General features: G+C 69.3%; 22 protein-coding genes. 14 read left to right on the top strand and 8 right to left on the bottom strand.

Features of this window, described 5'->3' with window-relative positions:
- The first annotated feature begins 66 nt into the window (after positions 1–66).
- Genes ABZX37_RS25655 through ABZX37_RS25630 form a run of 6 tightly spaced genes read left to right on the top strand, consistent with a single transcriptional unit; the run spans position 67 to position 5,761 of the window.
- Positions 67–306 (top strand): acyl carrier protein, encoded by a 240-nt coding sequence (locus ABZX37_RS25655; protein ID WP_344281790.1) that lies wholly within the window; start codon positions 67–69, stop codon positions 304–306.
- Entirely contained in the window at positions 303–1,037 is a 735-nt protein-coding gene (locus ABZX37_RS25650; protein ID WP_354743569.1) for an SDR family NAD(P)-dependent oxidoreductase, read from the top strand. The genes ABZX37_RS25655 and ABZX37_RS25650 overlap by 4 nt, the downstream gene beginning before the upstream one ends.
- Complete coding sequence (locus tag ABZX37_RS25645; protein ID WP_354743567.1) at positions 1,034–2,440, top strand: AMP-binding protein; 1,407 nt, start codon at positions 1,034–1,036, stop codon at positions 2,438–2,440. Before ABZX37_RS25650 ends, ABZX37_RS25645 begins: the two co-directional genes overlap by 4 nt.
- Positions 2,437–3,489, top strand: a complete 1,053-nt coding sequence (locus tag ABZX37_RS25640) for an acyl-protein synthetase (RefSeq protein ID WP_354743565.1) — start codon at positions 2,437–2,439, stop codon at positions 3,487–3,489. The genes ABZX37_RS25645 and ABZX37_RS25640 overlap by 4 nt, the downstream gene beginning before the upstream one ends.
- Complete coding sequence (locus ABZX37_RS25635; protein WP_354743563.1) at positions 3,486–4,730, top strand: acyl-CoA reductase; 1,245 nt, start codon at positions 3,486–3,488, stop codon at positions 4,728–4,730. The genes ABZX37_RS25640 and ABZX37_RS25635 overlap by 4 nt, the downstream gene beginning before the upstream one ends.
- Positions 4,731–4,744: 14 nt before the next feature.
- Entirely contained in the window at positions 4,745–5,761 is a 1,017-nt protein-coding gene (locus ABZX37_RS25630; RefSeq protein WP_344281775.1) for a lysylphosphatidylglycerol synthase transmembrane domain-containing protein, read from the top strand.
- Positions 5,762–5,833: 72 nt separating this feature from the next.
- Here the strand turns inward: ABZX37_RS25630 and ABZX37_RS25625 are convergent, their stop codons facing one another.
- The 3 genes from ABZX37_RS25625 to ABZX37_RS25615 all read right to left on the bottom strand — a co-directional run bounded on the left by ABZX37_RS25625 (position 5,834) and on the right by ABZX37_RS25615 (position 11,125).
- Entirely contained in the window at positions 5,834–7,378 is a 1,545-nt protein-coding gene (locus ABZX37_RS25625) for a tachylectin-related carbohydrate-binding protein (protein WP_354743561.1), read from the bottom strand.
- 41 nt (positions 7,379–7,419) lie between these two features.
- Entirely contained in the window at positions 7,420–9,009 is a 1,590-nt protein-coding gene (locus ABZX37_RS25620; RefSeq protein ID WP_354743559.1) for a tachylectin-related carbohydrate-binding protein, read from the bottom strand.
- Between the two features lie 226 nt (positions 9,010–9,235).
- Positions 9,236–11,125 carry a DUF6541 family protein gene (locus ABZX37_RS25615; RefSeq protein WP_354743557.1) on the bottom strand — a complete coding sequence of 630 codons (1,890 nt, stop codon included), beginning with the start codon at positions 11,123–11,125 and terminating at the stop codon, positions 9,236–9,238.
- A gap of 223 nt (positions 11,126–11,348) precedes the next feature.
- Between ABZX37_RS25615 and ABZX37_RS25610 the strand changes: the two genes are divergently transcribed.
- Positions 11,349–12,866 (top strand): hypothetical protein, encoded by a 1,518-nt coding sequence (locus ABZX37_RS25610; RefSeq protein WP_354743555.1) that lies wholly within the window; start codon positions 11,349–11,351, stop codon positions 12,864–12,866.
- 64 nt (positions 12,867–12,930) lie between these two features.
- Positions 12,931–13,662, top strand: coding sequence for a lysophospholipid acyltransferase family protein (locus ABZX37_RS25605; protein ID WP_354743553.1), 732 nt, complete (start codon positions 12,931–12,933; stop codon positions 13,660–13,662).
- 173 nt (positions 13,663–13,835) lie between these two features.
- On the opposite strand, the gene ABZX37_RS25600 is transcribed toward ABZX37_RS25605, so the two are convergent.
- Positions 13,836–14,660, bottom strand: coding sequence for an HAD family hydrolase (locus ABZX37_RS25600; RefSeq protein ID WP_354743551.1), 825 nt, complete (start codon positions 14,658–14,660; stop codon positions 13,836–13,838).
- Positions 14,661–14,717: 57 nt separating this feature from the next.
- Between ABZX37_RS25600 and ABZX37_RS25595 the strand changes: the two genes are divergently transcribed.
- A complete protein-coding gene (locus ABZX37_RS25595; protein ID WP_354743549.1) occupies positions 14,718–15,605 on the top strand; it encodes an LLM class flavin-dependent oxidoreductase in 888 nt (295 codons plus the stop codon).
- A gap of 39 nt (positions 15,606–15,644) precedes the next feature.
- On the opposite strand, the gene ABZX37_RS25590 is transcribed toward ABZX37_RS25595, so the two are convergent.
- A complete protein-coding gene (locus ABZX37_RS25590; RefSeq protein ID WP_354743547.1) occupies positions 15,645–17,657 on the bottom strand; it encodes a DUF6541 family protein in 2,013 nt (670 codons plus the stop codon).
- 89 nt (positions 17,658–17,746) lie between these two features.
- Here ABZX37_RS25590 and glf point away from each other — a divergent pair, with 89 nt between their 5' ends.
- The 4 genes from glf (at position 17,747) to ABZX37_RS25570 (ending at position 21,359) form a co-directional block, all read left to right on the top strand.
- Complete coding sequence (gene glf, locus ABZX37_RS25585) at positions 17,747–18,970, top strand: UDP-galactopyranose mutase (RefSeq protein WP_354743545.1); 1,224 nt, start codon at positions 17,747–17,749, stop codon at positions 18,968–18,970.
- On the top strand, positions 18,963–19,481 hold the full coding sequence (locus ABZX37_RS25580; RefSeq protein WP_344281746.1) for a phosphatase PAP2 family protein: 519 nt from the start codon (positions 18,963–18,965) through the stop codon (positions 19,479–19,481). Before glf ends, ABZX37_RS25580 begins: the two co-directional genes overlap by 8 nt.
- Positions 19,478–20,539 (top strand): decaprenyl-phosphate phosphoribosyltransferase, encoded by a 1,062-nt coding sequence (locus tag ABZX37_RS25575; RefSeq protein ID WP_354743543.1) that lies wholly within the window; start codon positions 19,478–19,480, stop codon positions 20,537–20,539. Before ABZX37_RS25580 ends, ABZX37_RS25575 begins: the two co-directional genes overlap by 4 nt.
- Before the next feature lie 115 nt (positions 20,540–20,654).
- Complete coding sequence (locus ABZX37_RS25570; RefSeq protein WP_354743541.1) at positions 20,655–21,359, top strand: hypothetical protein; 705 nt, start codon at positions 20,655–20,657, stop codon at positions 21,357–21,359.
- Positions 21,360–21,395: 36 nt separating this feature from the next.
- Here the strand turns inward: ABZX37_RS25570 and ABZX37_RS25565 are convergent, their stop codons facing one another.
- Positions 21,396–22,088 (bottom strand): SDR family oxidoreductase, encoded by a 693-nt coding sequence (locus tag ABZX37_RS25565; RefSeq protein ID WP_354743539.1) that lies wholly within the window; start codon positions 22,086–22,088, stop codon positions 21,396–21,398.
- A 108-nt stretch (positions 22,089–22,196) separates the two neighbouring features.
- On the opposite strand from ABZX37_RS25565, the gene ABZX37_RS25560 reads away from it, so the two are divergent.
- A complete protein-coding gene (locus ABZX37_RS25560) occupies positions 22,197–22,568 on the top strand; it encodes a MerR family transcriptional regulator (RefSeq protein ID WP_354743537.1) in 372 nt (123 codons plus the stop codon).
- On the opposite strand, the gene ABZX37_RS25555 is transcribed toward ABZX37_RS25560, so the two are convergent.
- Both ABZX37_RS25555 and ABZX37_RS25550 read right to left on the bottom strand, forming a co-directional pair.
- Positions 22,569–23,279, bottom strand: coding sequence for an ESX secretion-associated protein EspG (locus tag ABZX37_RS25555; protein WP_354743535.1), 711 nt, complete (start codon positions 23,277–23,279; stop codon positions 22,569–22,571). It abuts the gene before it with no gap.
- Positions 23,276–24,568, bottom strand: coding sequence for a hypothetical protein (locus ABZX37_RS25550; protein ID WP_354743533.1), 1,293 nt, complete (start codon positions 24,566–24,568; stop codon positions 23,276–23,278). The genes ABZX37_RS25555 and ABZX37_RS25550 overlap by 4 nt, the downstream gene beginning before the upstream one ends.

Below are 24,568 nucleotides of genomic sequence, written 5' to 3'. Positions count from 1 at the left end.
ATCCCACGGTTGGTACCGTCGATAGTGGTCACCAGCCCCCATTCGAGAAGGAAGTGCCGGGTAGACATGGCTGTGCAGGACAAGCTGAAGGAAGTCTTCATCGACGCTCTCCAGCTCGACGACGGGGTCGACGTCGAGAACCTCAAGTACCGCGACATCGAGGCGTGGGACTCGGTCGGCCACATGGCTCTCATCGCGGCGATCGAGGACGAGTTCGAGATCGAATTCGACACCGACCAGGTCATCGACATGAGCAGCTTCAAGGTGGCCGTGGACATGGTCAAGGAGCTGCAGGAGAAGGCGTGAGCACGTTCGAGGGCAAGGTCGCCCTGGTCACCGGTGGTACCAGGGGCATCGGCCTGGCCACCGTCCGGGCGCTCGCCGAGGCCGGGGCCACCGTGGTGCTCACCGGCCGCGACGAGACCGCCGCCAAGGAGGCCGCCGCTTCGGTCGGGCCCTCGGTCAGCGGCCGCGCGCTCGACATCACCGACGCGAAGGCCGTCGCCGCACTGGTCAAGGAAGTGACCAAGGAGCACGGCAAGCTGGACGTCGCGGTCGCCAACGCCGGGATCATGGAGGGCGGCCTGCTCGGCATGATCCGCCCGGACGACGTCGACCGGACGCTGTCCACGAACGTCGCGGGCACGCTGCACACCGTGCAGGCGGCCGCGCGAGCCATGATGCGCAAGAAGACCGGCGCGATCGTGGTGCTGGCCTCGGTGGTCGGCGAATACGGCAGCGCGGGCCAGACGGTTTACGCGGCCTCGAAGGCGGCGGTCGCGAACATCGCGCGCTCGGCGGCGAAGGAACTCGGCCGCTCCGGCATCCGCGTCAACGCGGTCGCCCCCGGGGTGATCGAAACCGCTCTCACCGAAAGCCTGAGCGAGGACGCCCGCGCCTCGAACGTCGCCAAGACCCCGCTCGGCCGCCTCGGTCAAGCCGCGGAGGTCGCGGCGGTGATCCGGTTCCTGGCGAGCGACGAGGCGTCGTTCGTGACCGGGCAGGTTCTGGGGATCGACGGAGGCTTGGTGCTGTGACTCTGGTGGGCGCGGGTTCCCGGCTGGTCGACGTGGCCGGGGGCCGCACGCTGGACGACGCGGAACTGTCGGCCGAACTGCGCCGGAAGACGGACGTGCTGGCCGCGCTGCCGGTGGGCGTCGTTTTCGCGCGGATGTCGGTCGACCTCGACAGCGTGCTGACCTACCTGGGCGCGTTCGAGGGCGGCCGGGCGATCGCGCTGATCGACCCGGCGTTGGACGCCGACGTGCTGACCGGGCTGGTCGAGCGGTTCCGTCCGGCGGCCGTGCTCGCGGCCTCCGGTGACGCTCCGTCCGGGTACACCACCCGCGGCTCCGACTGGGTGCGCGACTCCGCCGACGGCGTCGAGCCGCATCCTGACCTGGCCGTACTGCTGCCGACCAGCGGATCCACCGGCAACCCGAAGCTCGTGCGGTTGTCTCGCGAAGGGCTGCTGGCCAACGCCGAGGCCATCGCGCAGGTGCTGGGGATCGACGCGGACGAGGTCGCGCCGACCTGTCTGCCGCTGCACTACAGCTACGGCCTTTCGGTACTGAATTCGCACCTTTTACGCGGCGCGACTGTGGTTATCGAACCGTCTGGCGTTTTGGGACGCGGATTCTGGGGTGCGGTGAAGGAACACGGCGTGACTTCGCTGTCCGGCGTGCCCTATCACTACGAAATGCTGCGTCGGCTGAAGTTCGATCCGGCCAAGTATCCGACCCTGCGCACTCTGACCCAGGCGGGCGGGAAACTGCGGGACGAGCTGGTCACGGAATTCAACGACAAGATGCTCGCGGTCGGCGGCCGGATGTACGTCATGTACGGCCAGACCGAGGCGTCCCCGCGGATGACCACGGTGCCCGCCGAACGGCTCGCGGACAAGATCGGCTCGGCCGGTCCGGCGCTGCCCGGCGGCGCGTTCGCCATCCGCCGGGACGACGGCGAGGAAACCACGCATCCCAAAATTGTCGGTGAGGTCCTTTACCGTGGACCCAACGTGATGATGGGTTATGCCGAGGACGAAGCCGGGCTGAGCGCGGGCGACGAATACGGCGGAACGCTGGCCACCGGGGATCTCGGGTATCTCGACGACGAGGGGTACCTGTACATCACCGGCAGGCTCAAGCGGATCGGCAAGGTGTTCGGCAACCGGGTCAGCCTGGACGACCTGGAGCAGGCCGTGCGCACCGCCGCGGTGGGCATCGACGTGGTGGCCGCGGTGGCGGCGGGCGACAAGGTCGTGCTGTTCGCCGAGCTGCCCGAGGGCGACGGCGCGAAGGCGATCTGCAGGGACGCGTCCCGGGCGCTGGCGGAGCGGCTGCACCTGCACGCCAGCGGGTTCGACGTGCGTCCGATCGACACGGTGCCGCTGCTGGCCAGCGGCAAGATCGACTACCGGTCGCTGGAAGGACGGGTATGAGTGTGTTCACGCGCTCGCAGGCGGAGCGAGAGGCGGCGCTGCTTCCCGAGCTCGCGCAGCTGACCGCGCACCACCGGGCGAACTCCGCCGGGTACGAGCGCATCCTGTCCTCGCTCGGGTTCGCGCCGGACGCGTCGTTCGGCGCGATCGCCGACCTGCCGTGGCTGCCGGTGCGGATGTTCAAGACGCACGACCTGAAGTCCATTCCGGACGCCGAGGTCTTCAAAACCCTCACGTCCTCGGGAACGACCGGGGCGGGTGCGTCGCGGATCTACCTGGACAAGGAAGCGGCGGCCGCGCAGACGAAGCAGCTCGGCGCCACCCTGCAGGAGGTGCTGGGCGGCGAGCGGCTGCCGATGCTGATGGTCGACACCATCGGCATCATCAAGAACCGCCGGTCGTTCTCCGCGCGCGGCGCGGGCGTGCTCGGCATGGCGAACTTCGGCCGCAAGCACACCTACGTGCTGGACGAGAACGACAAGCCGGACGTCGAGGCCGTGCGGAAGTTCCTCGCCGAGTACGGGGACCGGCCGTTCCTGATCTTCGGCTTCACCTTCATGGTGTGGCAGTACCTGTACGAGGTCGCCCGCGAACACAAGCTCGACCTGTCGAACGGCATCCTCATCCACTCCGGCGGCTGGAAGAAGCTGATCGACCGCGCGGTCGACAACAGCGAGTTCCGCCGCCGGTTCGCCGAGGACACCGGCCTCACCCGGATCCACAACTACTACGGGATGATCGAGCAGATCGGCACCGTGTTCCTCGAAGGCCCGTCCGGGAACTCCTTGTACTGCCCCGATTTCGCCGACGTCGTGATCCGTGACCCGGAGACGTGGGAAGAGCAGCCGGTCGGCAAGCCGGGCGTCATCGAGGTGGTGAGCACGCTGCCGCGGTCGTACCCCGGACACGTGCTGCTCACCGAGGACCTGGGCGTCTACAACGGAATCGACGACGGCGACTGGCCGGGCAAGCACTTCTCCGTGCTGGGCAGGCTGCCGAAGGCCGAGGCCCGCGGGTGCTCGGACACGTTCACCGGAGCGGCCGCATGAGTGCGTTGGAACAGCGTTTTCCGCTGGGCGACTCGGTTTCGGCCGACGCGCTGCTGGACGAACTGCGCGAGGAACCCTCCGGCGGCAGGTTGACCGTCGGCGATCCGCGGGTGGTCGAGTTCGTCACCAAGTTCGCGCGCAAGCTCCTCGCGCCCGCGCTGGCGCGCCGCTTCCCGGAGCTGGCCTCGCTGGGTTTCTTCCTGCGCAAGGGAGAACTCGCGAAATCACTGTCCACTTTGGAAACGAGTGGTGATTCGCTGCGCTTCCCGCGCGGTCTGGTTTTCCACGTGCCGCCGGCCAACGTGGACACCATTTTCGTGTACTCCTGGGCGCTGTCGGCGTTGGCGGGCAACAGCAACGTCGTGCGCGTGTCCTCGCGCTCGGCCGGTGCCGCCGAGGCCGTCCTGGAAGCGCTGAACGCGGCGCTCGAAGACGTGTCACCGGAAACCGCGGCCACCATCCGGGCCACCCAGCGCATGGTCACCTACGACCGCAGCGACGAGGTCAGCGGCGCGTTGTCGCTGGCCGCGGACCTGCGGGTGATCTGGGGCGGCGACGCTTCCGTCGCCGCGCTGCGGAAGTACCCGCTGGCCCCGCACGCGCGCGACCTCACGTTCCCGGACCGCTCGTCGTTCGCGATCGCGTCGGTGCGCGGCTGGCAGGAGGCCGCGCCGGAGCAGCGCCGGGCCGCCGCCGAGGGGTTCTACAACGACTCGTACTGGTTCGACCAGGCCGCCTGCTCGTCGCCGCGCGCGGTGTTCTGGGTAGGCGACGCGTCGGGCGCGCGGGCCGCCGGGAGTGAGTTCCGCGAGCTGCTCGCCCAGGTGCTGGTGGCGAAACAGCATGTCACCGAGCCGGCGATGGCCGTGCAGAAGCGAGTGTCGGCGTACGGCGCGGCGGTCGACGGGCTGGTGTCGTCGATCCGCTTCGACGGCAACGCGCTGGCGACGCTCGAGCTGGCCGACGCCGCGGTAATGCCGCGCGAATGGCTGGGCGCGGGCACGTTCGCGAACGCCTCGGTGGCGTCGCTGGACGAATTGGTGCCGATCGTGGCGCGCAAAGACCAGACGGTGAGCCAGTTCGGGTTCACCCGCGAGGAACTGACCGGATTCGTGACGGCACTCGCCGGACGCGGGGTGGACCGGGTCGTGCCCTTCGGGTCGGCCCTCACGTTCGCCGGGGTCTGGGACGGCTACGATCTGCTGTCCGAGTTCAGCCGGCTGGTCACGGTGCAGGCCTGAGGAGCTGAGAGGCAGTGACGACCGTTCGTACGCAGAGCCCGGGGGACGACGCCCCGTCCACTGAGGACGCCCCGACCACCGGAAAAGCCCGCAAGTCCACCAAGGCGCGGGTGCTCGACGTCGTGCGCTGGGTCGCCATCCTGTTGGTGATCGGCTTCGCGGCGAAGAGCCTGGCGTCCAACTGGGACGAGTTCTGGCGCACGCTGGACGACGTCGCCTGGCAGTCGTCGGTGCTCAGCCTGGTGGCGCTGATGGTGTCGATCCTCGTGTCCGTGTGGGGCTGGCAGATCCTGGTCGACCACCTCGGCGACAAGCCGGTCGGCTACGCCCGCGGCGCGCAGATCTGCCTGGTCGGCTCGCTCGGCAAGTACGTGCCCGGTTCGGTGTGGGCGTACCTGCTGCAGATGGAGCTGGGCCGCAAAGCGGGCCTGGCCCGCGCCCGCATCTTCACCGGCTCGCTGATCCAGCTCGGCCTCGGCGTGGTGTCCGCGCTGGTCGTGTCGCTGCTCGCGGCCCCGGCGCTGTTCAGCAACAGCCCGCGCGCGATGTGGCTGTTCGTGCTGATCCCGGTCGGTCTCGCGCTGCTGCACCCGCGCATCCTGACCTGGGGCACGTCGCTGGTACTGAAGATCCTGCGCCGCCCGCCGCTGGCCGAACCGCTCGGCTGGGGCGTGGTGCTCAAGGCATTCGGCGCGTCCATGGGCGCCTGGGTGTTCCAGGGCGTGCACCTGTGGCTGCTGGCGAACTCGGTCGGCGCCCCCGGCTTCAACGGCCTGATCCTGTGCATCGGCGCGATGGCAGTCGCGATGACGGTCGGTACGTTCGCGTTCATCCTGCCCAGCGGGGTCGGAGTCCGCGAGGTCGCCCAGGTCGCGGTCCTCACGGCGAGCGGCCTGACGGTCGGCCAGGCAACGGCGTTCGCGGTGGCTTCGCGAGTGATGTTCACGGTGGCCGACTTGCTGACGGCTGGATTTGCCGCGCTGGCGGCTAAGGTGGCTGCTCGGCGTACGGAAGCTGTTGACGCGGCCTGACTTTTAGACTGAGGAAAAGGGGCCGTCCGATTCGGACGGCCCCTTTCTTATGCTTCAGTACAGAAATTCAGCTCACGCGACAAACCGGCACGAGTCCGGTGCCGCGGTTACGTGGATCTCGGTGTTCCAGCCGGTGCCGACCGGGATGCCGCCGCCGTCGGAGGCGGAGGGCCCCCAAGAGTCGGTGTTGGGCGAGTACCGGTACCACCGCAGAACCGGGCCGACACTGCCGTCGAACGGGCTGTGCCCGTAGGAACCGCGGCCGTAGATGATGTCGGCGCCGGGGGAGAAAAGCTCGCTGAAGCCTTGCCAGCCGGTGCCCGCGGATTTGTCGCGTTGCAGCCAGGTGTGGCTGGCGTAGTCGTACTGGAAGCGGTACAGGGCGCCAGCGGGGGTACGGGCGTAGAACACCCCGTCGCCGGCACCGGTGATCGAGTCGAACCGGCCCCAGCCGGTGTCGATCGTTTCCCCGTTGGGGTTCTCCCAGCTGCGCGCGGTGTTGTCCCAGCGGTAGAAGCGCAGCTGACCCTGCGGATCGATGACGATGATCCGGCCGGTGGTGTCCACGGTGACCCGGTTGCTGCCTTCGGCGGCGAGGTACGGCTGCCATCCGCTTCCGATCACGGAGCCGTCGGACCAGCCGTTCGCCGTCCACACCCAGTGCGCGAGCGCTCCGTTCGGGATCGGGTCGCTCGCCCCGTTCGAGCGGTGGATGTCCCAGACCGTGTTGTTCGTGCCGGCCAGGGTGCGGCCGAACCAGGCCGAGCCGACCCCGGAGGACGGCACCTGCCAGCCCGCCCGTCCGTCGACGGGTGTGTTGTGGACGTAGTGATACAGGCCGCCGTCGGTGCGCACGCTCCAGATCGAGGCACCATTCGGGCAGCTCACCGGGGTCGGGACGGTGTTTTGCCGGATCCAGTCGGCGAGGTCGTCGACCCGGGCTTCCGTGCTGCCCTGGCGGGTTTCGGTGACCGCGAGGCAGCCGTGTTGCCAGGACCGGCTGTTGACTGCCACGACCTCGACCTTGTCGCCCACTGTGCGCAGGGCCGGTCCGCCCGAATCGCCGAGGCAGGTGTCCGCGCCGTTGGCCGAGGTCATCGCTGCTTCGGTCGGGTTCACCGACGACACGGCGAATGCCGCCGTCGACGGCCGCGCGGGGACCCATTCGGTTGCGGTGCGGCCGAAACCGGCCAGCTGGAGCGTTTCTCCGTTCTTCGGCGCGGTGGTGCTCACCGGGACCGGCGTGATTCCGGTGGCGGGCTTGTCGAGTTTTGCCACCGCGACGTCGCGGTCGGTTCTGCTGACCACGCGGACGATCTTGGCGGTGGTCCCGGCTCCGGTGCTGACGTCGACGGCGCCGACGCTGACCGTCGCGTTCTCCGTCGGAGTCCCGTTGGCGTCGGCGGTCAGGCAACCCTTCGAGGTGATGACCCAGGACGGGTCGATCAGTGCGGCCGAGCACGCCTTGGCGGGGGTTGAGACACGGGCGAGGTAGCTCGCCGTGCCGAGGGGCACGGTGGTGCCGCCGGACACCGCGTTCGCGGGCACGGCGGCGAGGGTTCCGCCGGTAAGCAGAGCGAACGACAGCGTCGCGAGTCTGGTGGTTTGTCTGTGCATCGGAGTCCTCCGAGGTCCGGATCGGCTCTGGCGGTGGTCGCTCACGGGACCAACCGGCACGAGTCCGGTGCCGCGGTCGCGTGCAGGTCGGTGTTCCAGCCGGTCGCGATGCTGACGCCGTTCGCGTTCACCGGCAGCCAGCTGTCGGTGTTCGCGGAATAGCGGTACCAGCGCAGGATCGGGCTGTTCTTGCCGTCCCAAGGGCTCGGGCCCCAGGAACCGCGGCCGTACAGGATGTCCGCGCCGGGGGAGAAGATTCCGGTGAACCAGTTCCATCCGGTGCCGACCAGCTTGTCCCGCTGGGTCCACTTCGCCGCGGCGAAGTCGTACTGGAAGCGGTACAGGTCGCCGTTCGGCGTGCGGGCGTACAGCACGCCGTCGCCCGCTCCGGTGATCGAGTCGTACTTCGTCCAGCCGGTGTCGAGGACCTGGCCGCTTCCGTTGACCCACCAGTTGGCCGCGTCATCCCAGATGTAGACGCGCAGCTGGCCCTGGTCGTCGACCATGAAGATCCGGCCGGCCTGGTCGACGGTGACACGGTTCTGGTACTCCGGCGTGAGGTAGCGGGCCCAGCCGTCGCCGACCTGCTTGCCGCCGGTCAGGTTCGTGCCGTCCCACTTCCACATCTTCAGCGAGCCGTTGCCGAACGGGTCGCCCGCGCCGTTCGAACGGTGGATGTCCCAGATGACGCCGTTCTTGCCCGCGATCGGACGGCCGAACCAGCCGTTGCCGCTCGACTTGGTCGGCTCGGTCCAGCTCGGGGTGCCGTTCGCCGGGTCGTTGTGAATGTGCCGATACAGGTTGCCGTCGGACAGGTCGTCCCAGATGACCGCGCCGTTCGGGCAGCTCACCGGGGTCGGGACGGTGTTCTGCCGAACCCAGTCGGCGAGGTCGTCGACCCGCGCTTCCGTGCTGCCCTGGCGCGTCTCAGTGACCGCGAGGCAACCGTGCTGCCAGGACCGGCTGTTGACTGCCACGACCTCGACCTTGTCGCCCACCGTGCGCAGCGCCGGTCCGCCCGAATCGCCCAGGCAGGTGTCCGAGCCGGTGGCGGACGTCGTCGACACCTCGGTGGCGTTCACCGACGAGACCGAGAACGACGCGATGGACGGTCGGGCGGGGACCCATTCCGTTGCGGTGCGGCCGAAACCGGCCAACTGCAGGGTGTCGCCGCTCTTCGGGGCGGTGGTGGCCAACGCGACCGGCGTGATTCCGGTGGCGGGCTTGTCGAGTTTCGCCAGCGCGACGTCGCGGTCGCCGCGGCTGACCACGCGGACGACCTTGGCGTTCGTCCCGGCTCCGGTGCTGACGTTGACCGCGCCGACGCTGATGGTCGCGTTTTCCGTGGGAGCGCCGTTGGCGTCGGCGGTCAGGCAGCCTTTCGAGGTGATGACCCAGGACGGGTCGATCAGCGCGGCCGAGCATGCCTTGGTGGGAGTGGAAACGCGGGCGAGATAGCCGGACGTGCCCGTGGGCACGGTGGTTCCGCCGGAGACCGCGTGTGCCGGGAGCGAGGTGAGCACGCTGCCGGTGACCAGGGTGGCGGAAAGGGCCAGAATTCTGCTGGTTCTTCGAGGCACAGACGTTTCTTCCTTCACCGTGCGGTAATTGACTGCGGATGCGTTGTCCATAGACTGAATGGCGCAATTTCGGCTACTGTGTCGATGCTGGCTTCCCCCTCGAAGTCGTCCGCGTGAGCCAATCTTTTTCGATTGACCGGACTGACTATCGATGGGCGTGCGCAGGCATTACCCGGAAGAACCGTGACGCGGAACACTGTGCCGGTCAGCGGGAAACGGCAGCATAAAAAACCAGCGGCAGGATTTCGGAAAATCCTGCCGCTGGAATCGAATACGCTCAGCGATTCAGCTGGTAAATCACCGCGTCCGCATTGCGGTAGACCTCTTTCAGGAACGGCAGCCCGTCCAGTCCGATCAGGCCTTCATTCGCGTACGCGGGCTTCGGCGGCGCGGCCGGGCGGCCCAGGATCACCCAGTGGACGTTGAGCCGCTCCGCCGCGGCGCGAACCGCCGGGTTCGTTCCGTAGTCGCGGAAGTGCGCGGCGAGCAGCACCGCGTCCGACGGCGGGTTGGAGCCGTCGTCGTGGGCGGCGACGGTGCGGACACCGCTGAGCGCGTAGGTCCACGGGGTGCCGTCGTACCGGTCGTTCATCGCCCACTGGCCGGGCTTCGCCAGCTTGCCCAGCTCCACCATCGCGCGTTCCTCGCCGGGCGTGATGTTCTGGCTGCGCGGGTCGGGGCTGTGATAGCCGCCAGCGATCACTTCGCTGTTGGTCCGGGTGTACAGGCCCTTCGTGACTCCCACGAAGGCGAGTAGCACCACCGCGGCGAGCGCGGCTGGCGGCACGCGCGAGGGCAGCCGTTCCTTCAGCCATTCGTGCAGCGCCGCGACGCCGTGGCCCGCGATGAACGACAGCGGCACGATCGCCATCGTGATGAACCGGTACGGGTCGTCCCACCACGGCCGTGACAGCGCCATGACCAGCGGCGAGTCCGAGGACGCCACCGCCATGTAGAGCAGGCCGGTGATCAGCGCGGTCAGCCCGATCCAGCGCAGGCCGCCCAGCCTGCGAAAGAAAATAAAACCGACGAGCAGCGCCGCCGACAGCCAGATTTGCGGATGCGGTTCGAAGTGCTGGAATCCGAGCAGCGCGCCGAGCGCGGTCGTCGCGCGCCACTCGCTCGGCCAGCCGAGATAGCCCCAGCTGCTCGCCTGTCCCAAAGCGCCGAACAGCTGCATCGACGCCACGAGAACCGACACCGCCGCGATCGGCAGCAGCGCCAGCAGGTCCTTGCCGATCGAACGCCACCGCTCGATCCAGCGCTGCACCAGCAGCGGCCCGGCGAACAGGATCGCCCCGAACAACGCGGACGAGTGGACGCACAGCAGGCCGATCGCCCCGAGCATCAGCACGAAGCCGGTGTCCAGCGCGACCCGGTCGAGGTAGCGGCGCAGCACCACGGCGGCCAGCGGGGTGAGCGCGATGCCCACCAGGAACGGGAACAGCGGGCCGCGGTTCATCGACTCGTACAGACCCATCACCGGCGCGGCCGACGCGAGCGCGACAGCCCCGGCCAGCACGGCGCGGCCGCGGAACGCCCGCACCATCACCGCGAGCGAAAGCGCCAGCAAGCCCGGCAGCAGCGCGGTGTTCACGTCGAGGGTCAGCGGGATCGAGCCGCCGCTGAGCGTGTACTGCACGGAGGCGAGCAGGTGGTAGGCGTTGGGGTAGAAGGGCGGTGAACCGTCGCCGTACCAGTTCAGCTTGCTCATGCCGAAGAGGCTGCCGTCGCCGCTTTCGGCGATGTAGCGGATGCCGTTGGCGGCGTACGGCGCGTCGCCGCCCTGCGCGATCGCGCCGAGGTGACCCATGCCATGAACCGCGGTGTAGAACCCGATCGCGGTGGCGAGGACGACACACGCGCCGACCGCCCAGTTCGCCCGCGGCTCCCAGGCCCGCGGTTCCGGCTCGTGCGGCCACCGGCGCACGGTGAGGCGCCGGAGTCCGAACGCGACAGCCGCGAAGATCACCGTGGTCAGTGCCAAGGTCCAGGTGTTGAAGGGCAGCCCGATCGCCGCCGTCCACGGACCCGCGAGGCCGGCGATGGCGTAGCTCAGCAGCGGCGTCAGACCGGCGAGCAGCCAGCCGCGCAGACCGGCGGCGAGACCGGTGATGAGCCCGGGGATTCCGAGCACGAGCAGACAGCAGATGATGCTGACTGCCACGGACAGCAGGGTGGGTTCGCTCGGCACAGTCTTCCTCAGGTCACGGGACATCCGCCGGCCCCCGCCGTGGCGGATTGGAATCAAGCCCCAGACTAGCGGTCACCCATATACACCCGAACGGCTGATGTCGGCGGAGCGCGGCCGCGCGCTTGACTGGAACTGGTGAGGAGCGGTCCGCCAGGGGTCGGCCGGACGGGTGAGGGGCGCGGGAGGCTGGGGGCGCGTGGTTTACGCGGTCGTGGGGGGATGGCTGGCGCTGGCCGCGCTGGTCGTCGCTGCTTGGCGGCGGATAGGACACGACCGGCGGTGGCGCGTCGGGGTTCTTCTTCTCGTTCTCGCGTTTTCGTTGTCGCATCAGCTGTTGTTCGCCACCGCCACCGAGGACGCGTACGTCAGTTTCCGGTACGCGCAGAACATCGCTGACGGCGTTGGGCCCGTTTTCAACACTGGCGATCGCAGCGAAACGTACGCGAATTTCCTCTGGCTCGTGGTGATCGCATTGCCGCGTGGGGCATTCGGTGCGGAAGTGCCGTCCGCGGCCGTCGTATTGAGCGGCGCGGCCGCGTTGGCGTGCGTGGTGCTGGCGTATTTCCTCGCCAATCGGATTGCCGCGCTCGCGTTGCCGGACGGGGTCGAGCCCCGGCGAGCGGTCGGGGTCGCGGCGGCATTGCTGACCGCCGGGGCGAACGGGCTCGCGGTGTACGGGCTTTCGGGCACTGAGCTGCCGATGTTCGCGTTGCTGGTGCTTTGTGTCTCGTACGCGTTGGTGGCGGGCCGGCCGTTGGTCGCCGGGGTGCTGGTGGCCAGCGCGGTGATGACGCGGCCGGAAGGGCTCGTGCTGGCTGTCGTCGGCGCGGGGTGGCTCGTTTTCGCCGCGGCGCGCGGGCGGCACACCTGGTGGGCACCGGTCGGGTTTGTGCTGGGCGCGCTGGTTTTCCTGGCTCCGTGGACGGCTTGGCGGATCACCTATTACGACCGGTTCGTGCCCGACGCGAGTCTGCCGCCGGGACCGGACTGGTCGTACCTGGGCGGCTTCGCCTTGGCGCACTTGGGGTTTCTCGTCCCGGCCGTGGTCGTGGCGGGCTTGGTGGCGAACCGGGGACGCGCGGCGGAAGCCCGGCCCGCGTTGTGGCTGCTGCTGGCGCTCGCTGTCGGGCACACCGCGTTCGTGGTGCTCTTCGAGGAGGATCCGGGACTCTCGTGGCGGCTGCTCGTGCCGGTACCGCCGTTGCTGGCGGTCGTCGCGGTGGCCGGATGCGGCGTCCTCACCCCGGTGCCGAGGCCGCGGGCGGTTTCCCGAGCGGTCCCGGCGGTCACCGCGGCGCTTGCCGGGGTCGCGGTGTCGGTCTCCGTGCTCAGCCCCGAGGTGCTGGAGCGCGTCCAGGCCTGGAGCACGCAGGGAGCGCAGCTGGCCGAGGTCGGCGACTGGCTCGCTCGTTACCTGCCGCCGGGGTCCGTCGTGAGCGCCGGATCGCCGGGGCTGCTCGCGAGCCGCGCCGGTTCGCAGGTGCTGGTGGTCGGGCTCGACGCGGAACGCTCGACGCTCGCCGTGCCCGGCCGTTCGGGCTACGCCAGCCGCCAGGATTGTGCCGACGACCTGCCCGCCTGGTACCGCGTCGCGACCTTCCGGCGCACCGGGACGCCGTTCTGGATCTCGGTCTACCCGCGCGCCGACGACGCGAGCCGGCTCGTCGACGAGCTCGACCGCGCCCCGGACTTCCACTACGTGTCCTGCCCCTGAAGTGTGGCGGAGCCGACCCGCGCGACCTACCGGCGGGAAACCTACGGTCCCGTAGCCTTGGCGCATGGCTGACTTCGTGTACCCGCCCGTCCTGGTTGCCGCGCGGCTAATGTTCCGGCTGCTCGACAACCGCCTCCGGGTGACCGGCGCCGAGCACGTGCCCGCCCGCGGCGGTGCGGTGCTCGCCTGCACGCACGTCAGCTACCTGGACTTCATCTACTGCGGCCTCGGCGCCCGTCCGGCCAAGCGGCTGGTGCGGTTCATGGCCAAGCAGGAGATCTTCAGCAACCCGGTCGCCGGTCCGCTGATGCGCGGCATGCACCACATCCCGGTGGACCGCGCCGCCGGGCAGGCGTCCTACGACGAGGCGGTGGCGCGGCTGCGCGCGGGCGAGGTCGTCGGCGTCTTCCCGGAGGCCACGATCAGCCGGTCGTTCACGGTGAAGGACATCAAGACCGGCGCGGTCCGGATGGCCGCCGAGGCGGGGGTTCCGGTGATCCCGATGGCGCTGTGGGGCACGCAGCGGCTGTGGACGAAGGGCCGCCCGAAGGACCTCACCCACCGGCACGTGCCGATTTCGGTGGTGATCGGCGAGCCGATGAGCCCCGGCCCGGACGACTCGTGCGAGGCGCTGACGACCGACCTGCGCGCCCGGATGTCGGAGCTGCTGGAGAAGGCGCAGGCGGAGTACCCGGAGGCCCCGGAAAGCGACGCCGAACGCTGGTGGATGCCCGCGCACCTCGGCGGCAGCGCGCCGACGCCCGAGGAAGCCGCGGCGCTCGACCGTCGCTCCTGAGCGTTGCTCGCGCCCCAATGCCACTTTGGGTGCGCTGAACGCACCGAACGCCACATTGGGTGCGTGGGATGCACCCAATGCCACATTGGGGTGTTCTCAGCAGCGGGGTGTGCGGCGGGACCGTTGACCGGGGGCGAGAACCTCCGCGCGCTCCTGAACTCGCGTGGGGGCGTTTAGAACCAGCGCTCCAGCACCTGCGCCACCCCGTCCTCCGCGGCCGGTCCGGTCACCTCGTCCGCCACGGCCAGCACCTTCGGGTGTCCGTTGGCCATCGCGACGCCGTGGCCGGCCCACTGCAGCATCTCGACGTCGTTGGGCATGTCGCCGAAGGCGATCACCGACGACTGGGGCACGTCGAAGCGTTCGGCGATGTCCGCGAGCCCGGTCGCCTTGGTCACGCCGTGCGCGGACAGTTCGATCAGCCCGCCGGTGGACGAGTACGTGACGTCCACCGCGCCGTCGAGCACCGCGTTCACCGCTTCGGCCATCTCTCCCGACGCCATCCCCCGACGGCTGACCAGCAGCTTGATCGCGGTTTTCCCGAGCACCTCGGCGCGCGGCGCGATCCGGCTCTCCTCGTCGCCCCACGGGTTGTGGTACTCCGGCTCGATCACGAAATTGCGCAGTTCGTGGTCCACCGACCCGGTGCCGATCCGTTCCGCGGCCAGCCGGCAGCCGGGCAGCGCCTTGTCGAGCGCGGAGGCCAGGTCGTGCAGCAGGACCGGCTCGAGTTCGCCGTGCACCGCGACCACCGAATCGGCTCCGATGTCGAGCAGCACGGCGCCGTTGGCGCACACCGCGTACCCGGTCAATCCGAGCGGCTGCGCGATCGGCGCGATCCAGCGCGGCGGGCGGCCGGTGCTCAGCACGAACGGCACGTCGTCGGCCAGGACCCGCTGGACGACCGCCACCGTGCGCGGAGTCACTTTTTCACTGGGGCCGAGCAGGGTGCCGTCGACATCGGACGCGATCAACCGGGGTTTCTCCACGCGTCCCATTCTCCCGGTCGCCGCCCGTTCGAGCGAATGTCAGTGCTGGACGTTACGGTCGGCCTCGTGCGAGCAGGCATCGTAATTCTTCCTGAAGACCGCTGGTGGGCGGCTGAGCCGAAATGGCGCGCGGCCGAGGAGTACGGCTTCGACCACGCGTGGACCTACGACCATCTGGGCTGGCGATCGCTGGTCGACGGACCGTGGTTCTCCGCCGTGCCCACCCTCACCGCGGCGGCCATGGTCACCTCCACGATCCGGCTGGGCACCTTCGTCGCCTCGCCGGTCGCGCGGCATCCCGTGCCGTTCGCGCGCGAGCTGATCACCCTGGACGACGTGTCCGACGGGCGCTTCGTGCTGGGCGTCGGCGCGGGCGTGGACAGTTCGCGCTACGACGCGCAGGTGCTCGCCGCGCCGGAGCTGACCGCGCGGCAGCGGGTCGACCGCTTCACCGAGTTCGTGGAAGCCCTCGACGGGCTGCTGATGACCGACAACTTCGACTTCTCCGGCGAGTACTACTCCGCGCGCGGCGCGCGGAATCTGCCCGGCACGGTGCAGCGCCCTCGGCTGCCGTTCCTGGTCGCGGCGAACGGCCCGCGCACGATGACGCTGGCCGCGCGGTTCGGGGCGGGCTGGGTCACCACCGGTCGCGGCGGAGCCACCCTCGACGAATGGTGGACCGGTATCGAGGAGCTGGTCCGCACGTTCGACCAGCGGCTCGAAGCGGCCGGTCGCGAGCCGGCGGGCATCCAGCGGTACCTGAGCCTCGACGCGGCGCCGGTGTTCTCGCTCAGCAGCGTCGCGGCGTTCCGCGAGGCCACCGAACGGGCCCGCGAGCTGGGCTTCACCGACGTAATCGCGCACTGGCCGCGTTCGAGCGGGCCGTACGAGGGCCACGAGTCGGTGCTGGAAAAGGTCGTCGAAGAGGTGCTGCCGGGCCTCAAGGCCGAGTGATGCCTCGTGACCGCGGCGGGGAGGCCGCGGTCACGAGTTTCACTTGATGATCGTGTAGATCTGCGCGCCGGGGTTGTCGTACACGAGGCGCAGGAAATCGCGGCCCCTGAGGTCGCGCAGCCCGGCCGACAGCGGCGCGTCCTTGGCGATCGAGCCGCTGCCGACGAGCACGTGGTGCACCTTCAGCCGCTGCACCGCCTCGCGAACGCGCAGGTCGAGGTCGTAATCGCGGAAGTGCAGCGCCAGGTACGCCGCGTCCGGCGAGATCGGGCCGCCGCCGTCGTAGTGGCCCGCCACCGGGTGCACGCCGGTCAGCGCGTACATCCACGCCGTGCCGTCCAGCCGGTCGTTCAGCACCTTCTGGTCCGCCGGGATGCCCATCCGGCCGAGGAAGTCCATGGCCGCGATCTCGTCCGGGCTGACCGGCGGCGTGACCTCGCCCTCCGGCCCGTTGTAGTACAGGAACGACACCGCGGTGGCGTTCGCGGTCCGGTAGAAACCGCCGGTGAACACCGCGGTCAGGGCCACGACGACCGCCGCCGCGGCGACCCCGAGCCGGGACACCACCTTCGGCCGCGCCTTCGCCCAGCTGACCGAGCGGATCAGCTGCGCGATCCAGCGCTGCAGCTCCGCCATGCCGTGCCCGGCGAGCAGGCACAGCGGGATCGCGGCCAGCGCCATCAGCCGGAACCGGTCGTTCCACCACGGCCGCGACAGCGAGATCACCAGCGGCGACGCGCCGTAGGACGTGACCAGCACGAACAGCCCGGACAGCCCGATCGCGGACACCATCAGCCAGCGCAGCCTGCCGAGCGAGCGGAAGCTCAGCACGCCGACCACCAGCAGCACGGTGAGCCAGAGCTGCGGCTTGTGCAGCACCTGCTGGAACGTGGCGAGCATGTTCAGCGCCGACATGACCGGCAGGTCCGAATTCCACGGCTGGTACGGGTACGCGCCGTTGGTGAAGCCGATCGCGCCCAGGATCTGCAGTGCGGCGAGCGCGAGCCCGATCACCATGACCGGCACCGTGCGCACGATGTCGCCGCCGATCACGCGCAGCCCGTTGCGTCCTTCGGGCACACCGTCCACCTGAAGCCCGCGAAGCGACCGATACCAGCGCTGCAGCACCAGTGGCGCCGCGAAGAGCGTGCCGCCGAATAGTGCGCTCGAATGCGCGACGAGCAGGCCGTCCACGGTGAGCGCGAGCACTAGGCCGGTGTCGACGCCCGGGCGTACGAGGAAGCGTTGCAGCGAGACCACCATGAGCGGTGTCAGAACCACGCCCAGCGCGTACGGCAGCAGTCCGCTCGACACCGACTCGTACGCACCCGTGGTAGCCGCGGCAGCGATGAGAGCCGCGCAGCCCGCGAAGACCGCACGGCCGCCCATCTGGCGGACCAGAGCGACCATCGACAGCGCGAAGATGCCCGCGACCGGCATGGTCACGGCGTTCAGCGTGACCGGGATGCTCGTGCCGGAGATCTGATAGACCAGCGCGGCGACCAGGTGATAGCCGTTCGGGTAGAACGAGCCGTCCGGGTACCAGTTGATCTTGCTCATGCCGATGAGCGAGCCGTCGCCGGTGTCGGCGATGTAGCGGATGCCGTTCGCGTGATAGACGGTGTCCCAGCGCTGGAAGACCGCCGTCGTCCCGCCGCGCGCGGACAGCACCACGGCGATCGACAGCGCGGTGGCCACCACGACGCACGCGGCGACCGACCAGTGCGCGCGAGTGCTCCAGACGACCGGGGGCTCCTCCGCGCCGGGCTTGATCCAGCCGCGCACGAGGCACAGTCTGCGGATCCCCCACGCGATCCCCGCCAGCAGCAGCGTGCAGGCCGCGGCGGTGAGGACGTTGTAGCGGAGGCCGACGGCCGCCAGCCACGGCCCGCCCAAGCCGGTGACGGCGTAGCTGAGCAGCGGCGCTAGTCCGGCCAGGGCCCAGCCGCGCACTCCCGCGGCCCTCCCGATGATGCCGCCCGGGACCATCAGCACGGCCAGGTAAGTGGCGACCGCGCCGAAATAAGTCCAGAAGGTGTCTGGTGCAGGCATGCTTCTCACTTGTGTAGTGCGGGTAAAACCCGGCGGGATGCCGAGGTCGGTTCGGGAGGCGGTCGCACGACTGCGTACCCTGAGCGCCCGTGAGCGAGCACACGAACTCCGCCAAGATTACTGAAGACGACTTTCGCGGTTACGACCTCGTCGTCGTCGGGTCCGGTTTCTTCGGCCTGACCATCGCCGAACGGGCCGCGGCCGAGCTGGGCAAGAAGGTCCTGGTCCTCGAGCGCCGCCACCACCTCGGGGGCAACGCCTACTCCGAGGTCGAGCCCGAAACGGGCATCGAGGTGCACCGCTACGGCGCGCACCTCTTCCACACGTCCAACAAGCGGGTGTGGGACTACGTCAACCGCTTCACCGAGTTCACCGGGTACCAGCACCGGGTCTTCGCCCGGGTGCAGGACCAGGTCTATTCGTTCCCGATGAACCTCGGCCTGATCAACCAGTTCTTCGGCAAGTCGCACACGCCGGACGAGGCGCGCGAGCTGATCGCGAAGCAGGCCGCCGAGTTCCGGACCGAGGACGCGCAGAACCTCGAGGAAAAGGCGATCTCCCTGATCGGCCGCCCGCTTTACGAGGCGTTCATCCGCGGGTACACCGCGAAGCAGTGGGAGAACGACCCGAAGAACCTCGGCACGAACATCATCAACCGGCTGCCGGTCCGCTACACCTTCGACAACCGGTACTTCAACGACACCTACGAGGGTCTGCCGGTCAACGGCTACACCGCGTGGCTCGAGAAGATGGCCGAGCACGAGAACATCGAGATCCGGCTGAACGTCGACTACTTCGACGTCCGCGAGCACATCCCGGCGGGCACCCCGACCGTCTACACCGGGCCGCTGGACCGCTACTTCGACTACTCGGCGGGCCGGTTCACCTGGCGCACCGTCGACTTCGAGTCCGAGGTCGCGCAGAGGGGCGATTTCCAGGGCACCTCCGTCGTGAACTACAACGACGAAGAGGTCCCCTACACCCGCATCATCGAGTTCCGCCACTTCCACCCGGAGCGGGACTACCCGAAGGACAAGACGGTCATCTTCCGCGAGTACTCGCGTTTCGCGAAGGAAGACGACGAGCCGTACTACCCGATCAACACCGCCGAGAACCGCGAGAAGCTGGAAAGCTACCGCGAGCTGGCGAAGACCGAGGCGCGCGAGAAGAACGTGCTGTTCGGCGGACGGCTGGGCACGTACAAGTACCTCGACATGCACATGGCGATCGGGTCGGCGCTGTCGGCGTTCGACAACAAGATCGCCCCGCACCTGACCGACGGTGCGCCGATCGACGGGTCGATCGATGCTTGAGAAAGACACCCCGCGCGGTGAAGTGGCTGTGCTCTCCCGCACCCAAAAGGTGCTGAAGAAGCCCGGCACGGTGCAGGTCGCGCGGGGAATGTCGCTGTTCGGGGAGCACAGCGCGGGATGGTTCGCGCTGGGCTTGCTCGGAGCGGCGGTGGACCGTGACCGGCGCAAAGACTGGCTGGTCGCGTCGGCCGGAGTGGTGGGCGCGCACGCCGCGTCGATCGCCGTGAAGCGCGTCGTGCGGCGGCGCCGTCCGGACCATCCCAGCGTGGAGGTTCTGGTCGGCACGCCGAGCAAGCTGAGCTTCCCGTCGTCGCACGCGACGTCGACGACAGCGGCGGCGGTGCTCTACTCCGGATTGACCGGGCGTAACCTGGTCCCCGCCCTGGTACCGCCGATGCTCGCCTCGAGGCTGCTGCTCGGCGTTCACTATCCGACAGACGTTCTGGCCGGAGCCGCCCTGGGAGGCGTCGTCGGCGGTCTGATCCGACGGAAGCTGACCAAGAAGCGATGAGCGAAACGACCGACGAGCGAACCGAAAACGCGTCCGGTACGGCCGAATCCGCGGAAGCGATCGAGCCGGCTGCCGAAAAGACCGACGTGGCCGAGAAGGTCGAGGAGACCGAGAAGGCCGAGAAGGCCGAAAAGGCCGAAGTCCCGGCTCCGGCCACCCCGAGCCCGGCCAGCCCGAGCCCGCTCGGTCTCGTGCTCGGAGTGATCAAAACCGCCCGGCCGAAGCAGTGGGTGAAGAACGTCCTCGTCTTCGCGGCGCCGTTCTTCGCGTTCTCCAAGGCGACGAACCGGACCGAGCTGGTCATCGACGCGCTGATCGCGTTCGTGGCGTTCTCGCTCACCGCCTCGTCGGTCTACCTGATCAACGACGCCGTCGACGTCGAGTCCGACCGGGCTCACCCGACCAAGCGCAACCGCCCGATCGCGGCGGGCATCGTGCCGGTCCCGGTGGCGTACGCGTCCGCCGTGGTGTTCTTCCTGGCCGGTCTCGCCGTGTCGTTCGCCGCGGACTGGCGGCTGGCGCTCGTGCTGGCAGTCTACGAAGCCGTCCAGCTCGGCTACTGCTTCGGGCTGAAGCACCAGCCGGTGGTGGACCTGGCGATCGTCGGCTCGGGCTTCCTGATGCGCTCGGTCGCGGGCGGTGTCGCGGGCGGCATCGCGATGTCGCAGTGGTTCCTGCTCGTCACGGCGTTCGGCTCGCTGTTCATGGTGGCGGGCAAGCGGTACGCGGAAATCATGCTGTTCGAGCGCACCGGGGCGAAGATCCGCTCGTCGCTGAAGAAGTACTCGGCGAGCTACCTGCGCTTCGTGTGGGCGACGTCCGCGGCGATCCTGATCATGTCGTACTGCATGTGGGCGTTCGAGATCCGCCAGGCCGAGCACAACTCGGTGTGGGCCGTGGTGTCGATGATCCCGTTCGTGATCGCGGTGCTCCGCTACGCGGTCGACGTGGACGGCGGTACGGCCGGCGCGCCGGACGAGATCGCCCTGAAGGACCGCGTGCTGCAGGTGCTCGGCGCGACCTGGGTCGTGACCCTGTTCCTGTCGTTCTACCTGTGAACGGCGCGCGGATTTAGACAGCTGAGGTTCAGCTTCTCCACAGCATCGACGGTCACCCTCAGGGGTGGGAGCCGGGACACCCCGCCTCCCACCCGCTCAGCCCGGAGGACCGACGATGAACGACAACGAGAACCCCTCGCCCAGTGAGCCTTCGGGCACTGGCGGGACCGGCGGGCCCGCGGGGCAGGAGCCGACCGAGCAGTTCGGCCGGACCGGGGACCTGGGCGGGGCTGCCGCGGCTTCGGCTGGTCAGCCGGGGTCGGCTGAGGAAGCCACGCAGCCGAGCCAGCCGGTGCCGTCCGTCGAGCAGACCAGCCAGCTGCACCAGCCCGGTCCGTCCGCCGAGCAGACAGGCCAGCCCGTTCCGTCCGCCGAACAGGCGGGCCAACCCGCGTCGTCCGCCGAGCAGGCGGCTCAAGCGGGCCAGCAGGCCGCTCAGCAGCCGCCTCAGCCCGGCGCATTCGCCCAGCCCGGCCCGTGGGGCATGCCGCTGCCGCCGCCGAAGCAGAGCGGCTTCCGCCGGTTCGTGGCCCACCGGGCGACGCAACTGGTCGCGGTGGGAGTCCTGGGACTGGCCGTGGGCGGCGGAATCGTCGGCGGCGTCATGGCCGCGACACACCACCCCGGCATGAGCCAGCACCAAGGCGGCCACCGCTTCACCGACGGCGGTCCCGGCCAGCGCCACCGCGTCCCGAACGGCCAGAACGGCGGCAACCAGAACGGCGGCAACCAGAACGGTGGCAACCAGAACGGCGGCAACCAGAACAACGGCCCCGGGTTCGGCAACGGGAATGGCGGCAACACCGGCTCTGGGAATTGATCGAGCCTTTCGCGCAGAATCCCTGCCCTCAGGACCTCATTCGCCCAGCAGGGCGGGGTACAAAACCGTCGGATGCGCGGACAGCCCGGCTTTCGCGGTCGCGCTGTCCGCGTCCGCGATGATCTCGATTTCCCCCGCTTCCAAGCCGTCCAGCGCGAGCCGGACGACCTCGGCCGGGTCGTTCTTCGGGATGTCGAAGCCCGCCATCATGTCGGTGTCGGTGCTGGCCATGACCAGGCCGCTGACCAGCGTGCGCTGAGCCAGCAGTTCCAGCCGTACGGAGTTGGTCATGCTCCACGCCGCCGCTTTTGACGCCGCGTATCCCGCCGAGCCCTGGTAAGCCACCCAGGAAAGCGCGGACAGCACGTTCAGAACCGCGCCATCTTTCAGTCCTGGCGCGAATGCGCGGATTACTTGCAGCGGGCCGAAGAAATTCGTCTCCATTTCCCGGCGAATCTCGGCCAGGTCGCCGGTCACCAGGTCGGTGAAGCTGGCGATTCCGGCGTTGTTGATCAGCAGGTCGACGTCCGGGGCGGCGGCCGCGGCGGCGGCGACCGAGCCGGGATCGGTGACGTCTAGCCGCAAGGGCACGGCACCGTCGAGGTCGACGGGGCGGCGAGCGGTGGCGTAGACCTTCGCCGCGCCGCGCTCCAGCAGGGCGCGGACGAAGTAGGTGCCGAGTCCGCGTCCGGCACCGGTGACCAGTGCGGTTGAGCCTGCGATCTGCATGAGGTTCTCCTGGGAAAAGCCGTCGGAAGGGGACAACAGCTATCCTGGATCCTGACGTCGGTGTCAGGTTCTCGTGTTTGTTGTGCGGATCACGGCGGAGGCTTGCGGATGCGGATCGGAGAGGTGGCGGAGCGCGCCGGGGTCAGCGTGCGTTCGCTGCGCTACTACGAGCAGCAGGGGCTGCTGGAGTCGACGCGCACGTCCGGCGGGCAGCGCCGGTACGGCGACGACGCGGTGTCGTGGGTGGGGCTGATTCAGCAGCTCTACGCGGCTGGGCTGTCCAGCGCGACGATCCGCGAGTTGATGCCGTGTCTGCACGCGGGCGTCAGCACGCCGGAGTCGCGCGATCGGTTGCGCACGGAGAAAACCCGGCTGGACGAGTACATCTCCGGTCTCGAACGCACGCGGGAGCGGCTGGAAGCGATGATCGAATTGGCGGAGGCGCCGAATCCGCATTGCCCGGTCGTGCTGGGGCGATGATCAGAGCGCCCCGGATGTTTCGTTCAGAATCTTGACGATCGCCCGCGGGTCGCCGGGGATGAGTTCGGTCCGGTCTCCGGTGGTCCGGTAAGTCAGGACTCGGCCGGCTGCCAGGTCCAAGGCGAAGATCGGGCCGCCGGTGAGGTGCCTGCCGCCCGCCCGGCGCCCGACGTACAGCTGGTGCACCGCTTCCCTGGGCTGATCCAGGACTGAATTGAGGTACTCGGCGCTGGCGCTTTCGTCGAACGGGTCCGGCGCCTCGTCCGATGTCACCGACACCGAGCGCACCGGCGCACCGGGGATCGGCGGAAGCGTGTCGAAAAGCGCGGTGGCCAGCCTGTTCGGGGCAGTCGGCCGGATCTCGGCCACGTCGTCCTGTACGGACACCAGCACTGCTTCCGCCGCGCGCCGTGCGACTAGTGCTCTGCGATCGACCCCGGTGCTGAATTGCGAGTGCGCGAAATATTCGCTCTCGGCGTAGGCGATCAGCTGCAAGGTCGCCCGGAAGGACGGTGTTGGCGCCTCGTTGCGCGCGAGCCCGAGTTCCGCGAGGTACTCGATGGTGTCGGCGTGCAGCCGACGGTCCGCGCCGTCTTTCACCCAAAGCCGCTTGCCCCCGAGCATCGGGTGCATTTCGCCGAGGTCGAGCATGCCCCACACCGTGGACAGCACCGCGGTCGGCAGCCGCACCGCCGGATCCAGTCCGGTCATGCGCCGAGAGTGGGCGGCGTCGACCGGAGGCCGGTGACGGGATCGATGGTCGCTTCCTCGTCGGCGAAGATGTCGTCGGTGTCCAGGACGTACTTGCGGTTGTGCTCGGCGTCGTCTTCTTTCTTGCCGCCACGACCGCCGCTCATCCCCGCCCCGGGCATGCCGCGCTCGCCGGCCGCGCCCCCGCGTGCGGCGCCCGTCCCGGCGCCGCTGCCTCGCGGACCGAATTCTCCGGCGCCGGCACGGGAACCCGCGCCCGGACTACCGCCCGGCCCGCGGAGTGTCGTCGCACCGCCTTGGCTCCCGCCGCCGGCCGGGCCGAAACCGATGCCCGGGGTGTAGCCGAGGCCGGACCCGCTGGAGCCGCCGGAATTCGGGCCGGACCCGCCGGGCTGGTACCCGGCGTACCCAGGCGGGACGAAGCCGGATTGACCGGGACCGCCCGGACCGGGGTAGCCGGAGGCGCTGGTCGCGTCGGACGGATTCGGCACCCGCGGGTGGCCGCCGCTGCCCGGGTTGCCACTGCCGGGGTTGCCGTCGCCGGGGTAAAGACCGCTGCCGCCCGCCCCGTTCACGCCGGGGCTCTGGCTGTCCGGACCAGTCACGCCAGGACCGGTGCTTCCCGTCCACCGCTCCCCGCCGCCGGGGCCCGGCTTGCCGACCTCGCCGACCTTCCCGCTTTTGCCGACCGCCGGACGGCCCGCGTCAGGGCCGCCCGGCTGCCGGTTGACCGTGACGCCGCCGCCGTCGTACGCGCCGATCTTGCCGTAGTCGTACTTGAGCTGCCCCGAATTCGCCTGGGTCTGGTGAGTGAATTCCTGGTACAGCTGGAGATTCTTGTCCGAGGCCGCGTTGTGGTTCCGCATCTCGGCCATGACGTCGGAGTCGAACAGGTTTTTCCCGCTCCGCAACGCGTTCGTGAGCGGTTCCGCCGACATGGGCGCCATCTGATTGCGCAGATTGTCGAGCATCGACGCCGCGGAGGTGTGCGTGCCGCTGTTGTCGTGGAACGTCTGCTGCGCATCGGTCATCGAGGAACGGACCGTCTGCAACCGCTGCGAGACTTTGTCCGCCGCGGTGCCGCTCCAGACGGATTCGAGACCGCCGAGAATCTGGGAGATGTCCTGGCTGACAGCTTCCTGATCACGCGCCAGCCCCTTGGCGATGTCGCTTCCCTCATGCCAGATGCCGGGCTGACCTGCCTGGACCTGCGGGACGATCTCCTCGATCGGCACCGTCATCTGCTGGTACTTGTCGAGCAGCGCCTTGGTGGACTCCACCCAGCCCAT

The organism is Amycolatopsis sp. NPDC004079, assembly GCF_040610415.1.
Taxonomy (GTDB): domain Bacteria; phylum Actinomycetota; class Actinomycetes; order Mycobacteriales; family Pseudonocardiaceae; genus Amycolatopsis; species Amycolatopsis halotolerans.
This window is presented reverse-complemented; position numbering and strand designations above follow the sequence as displayed.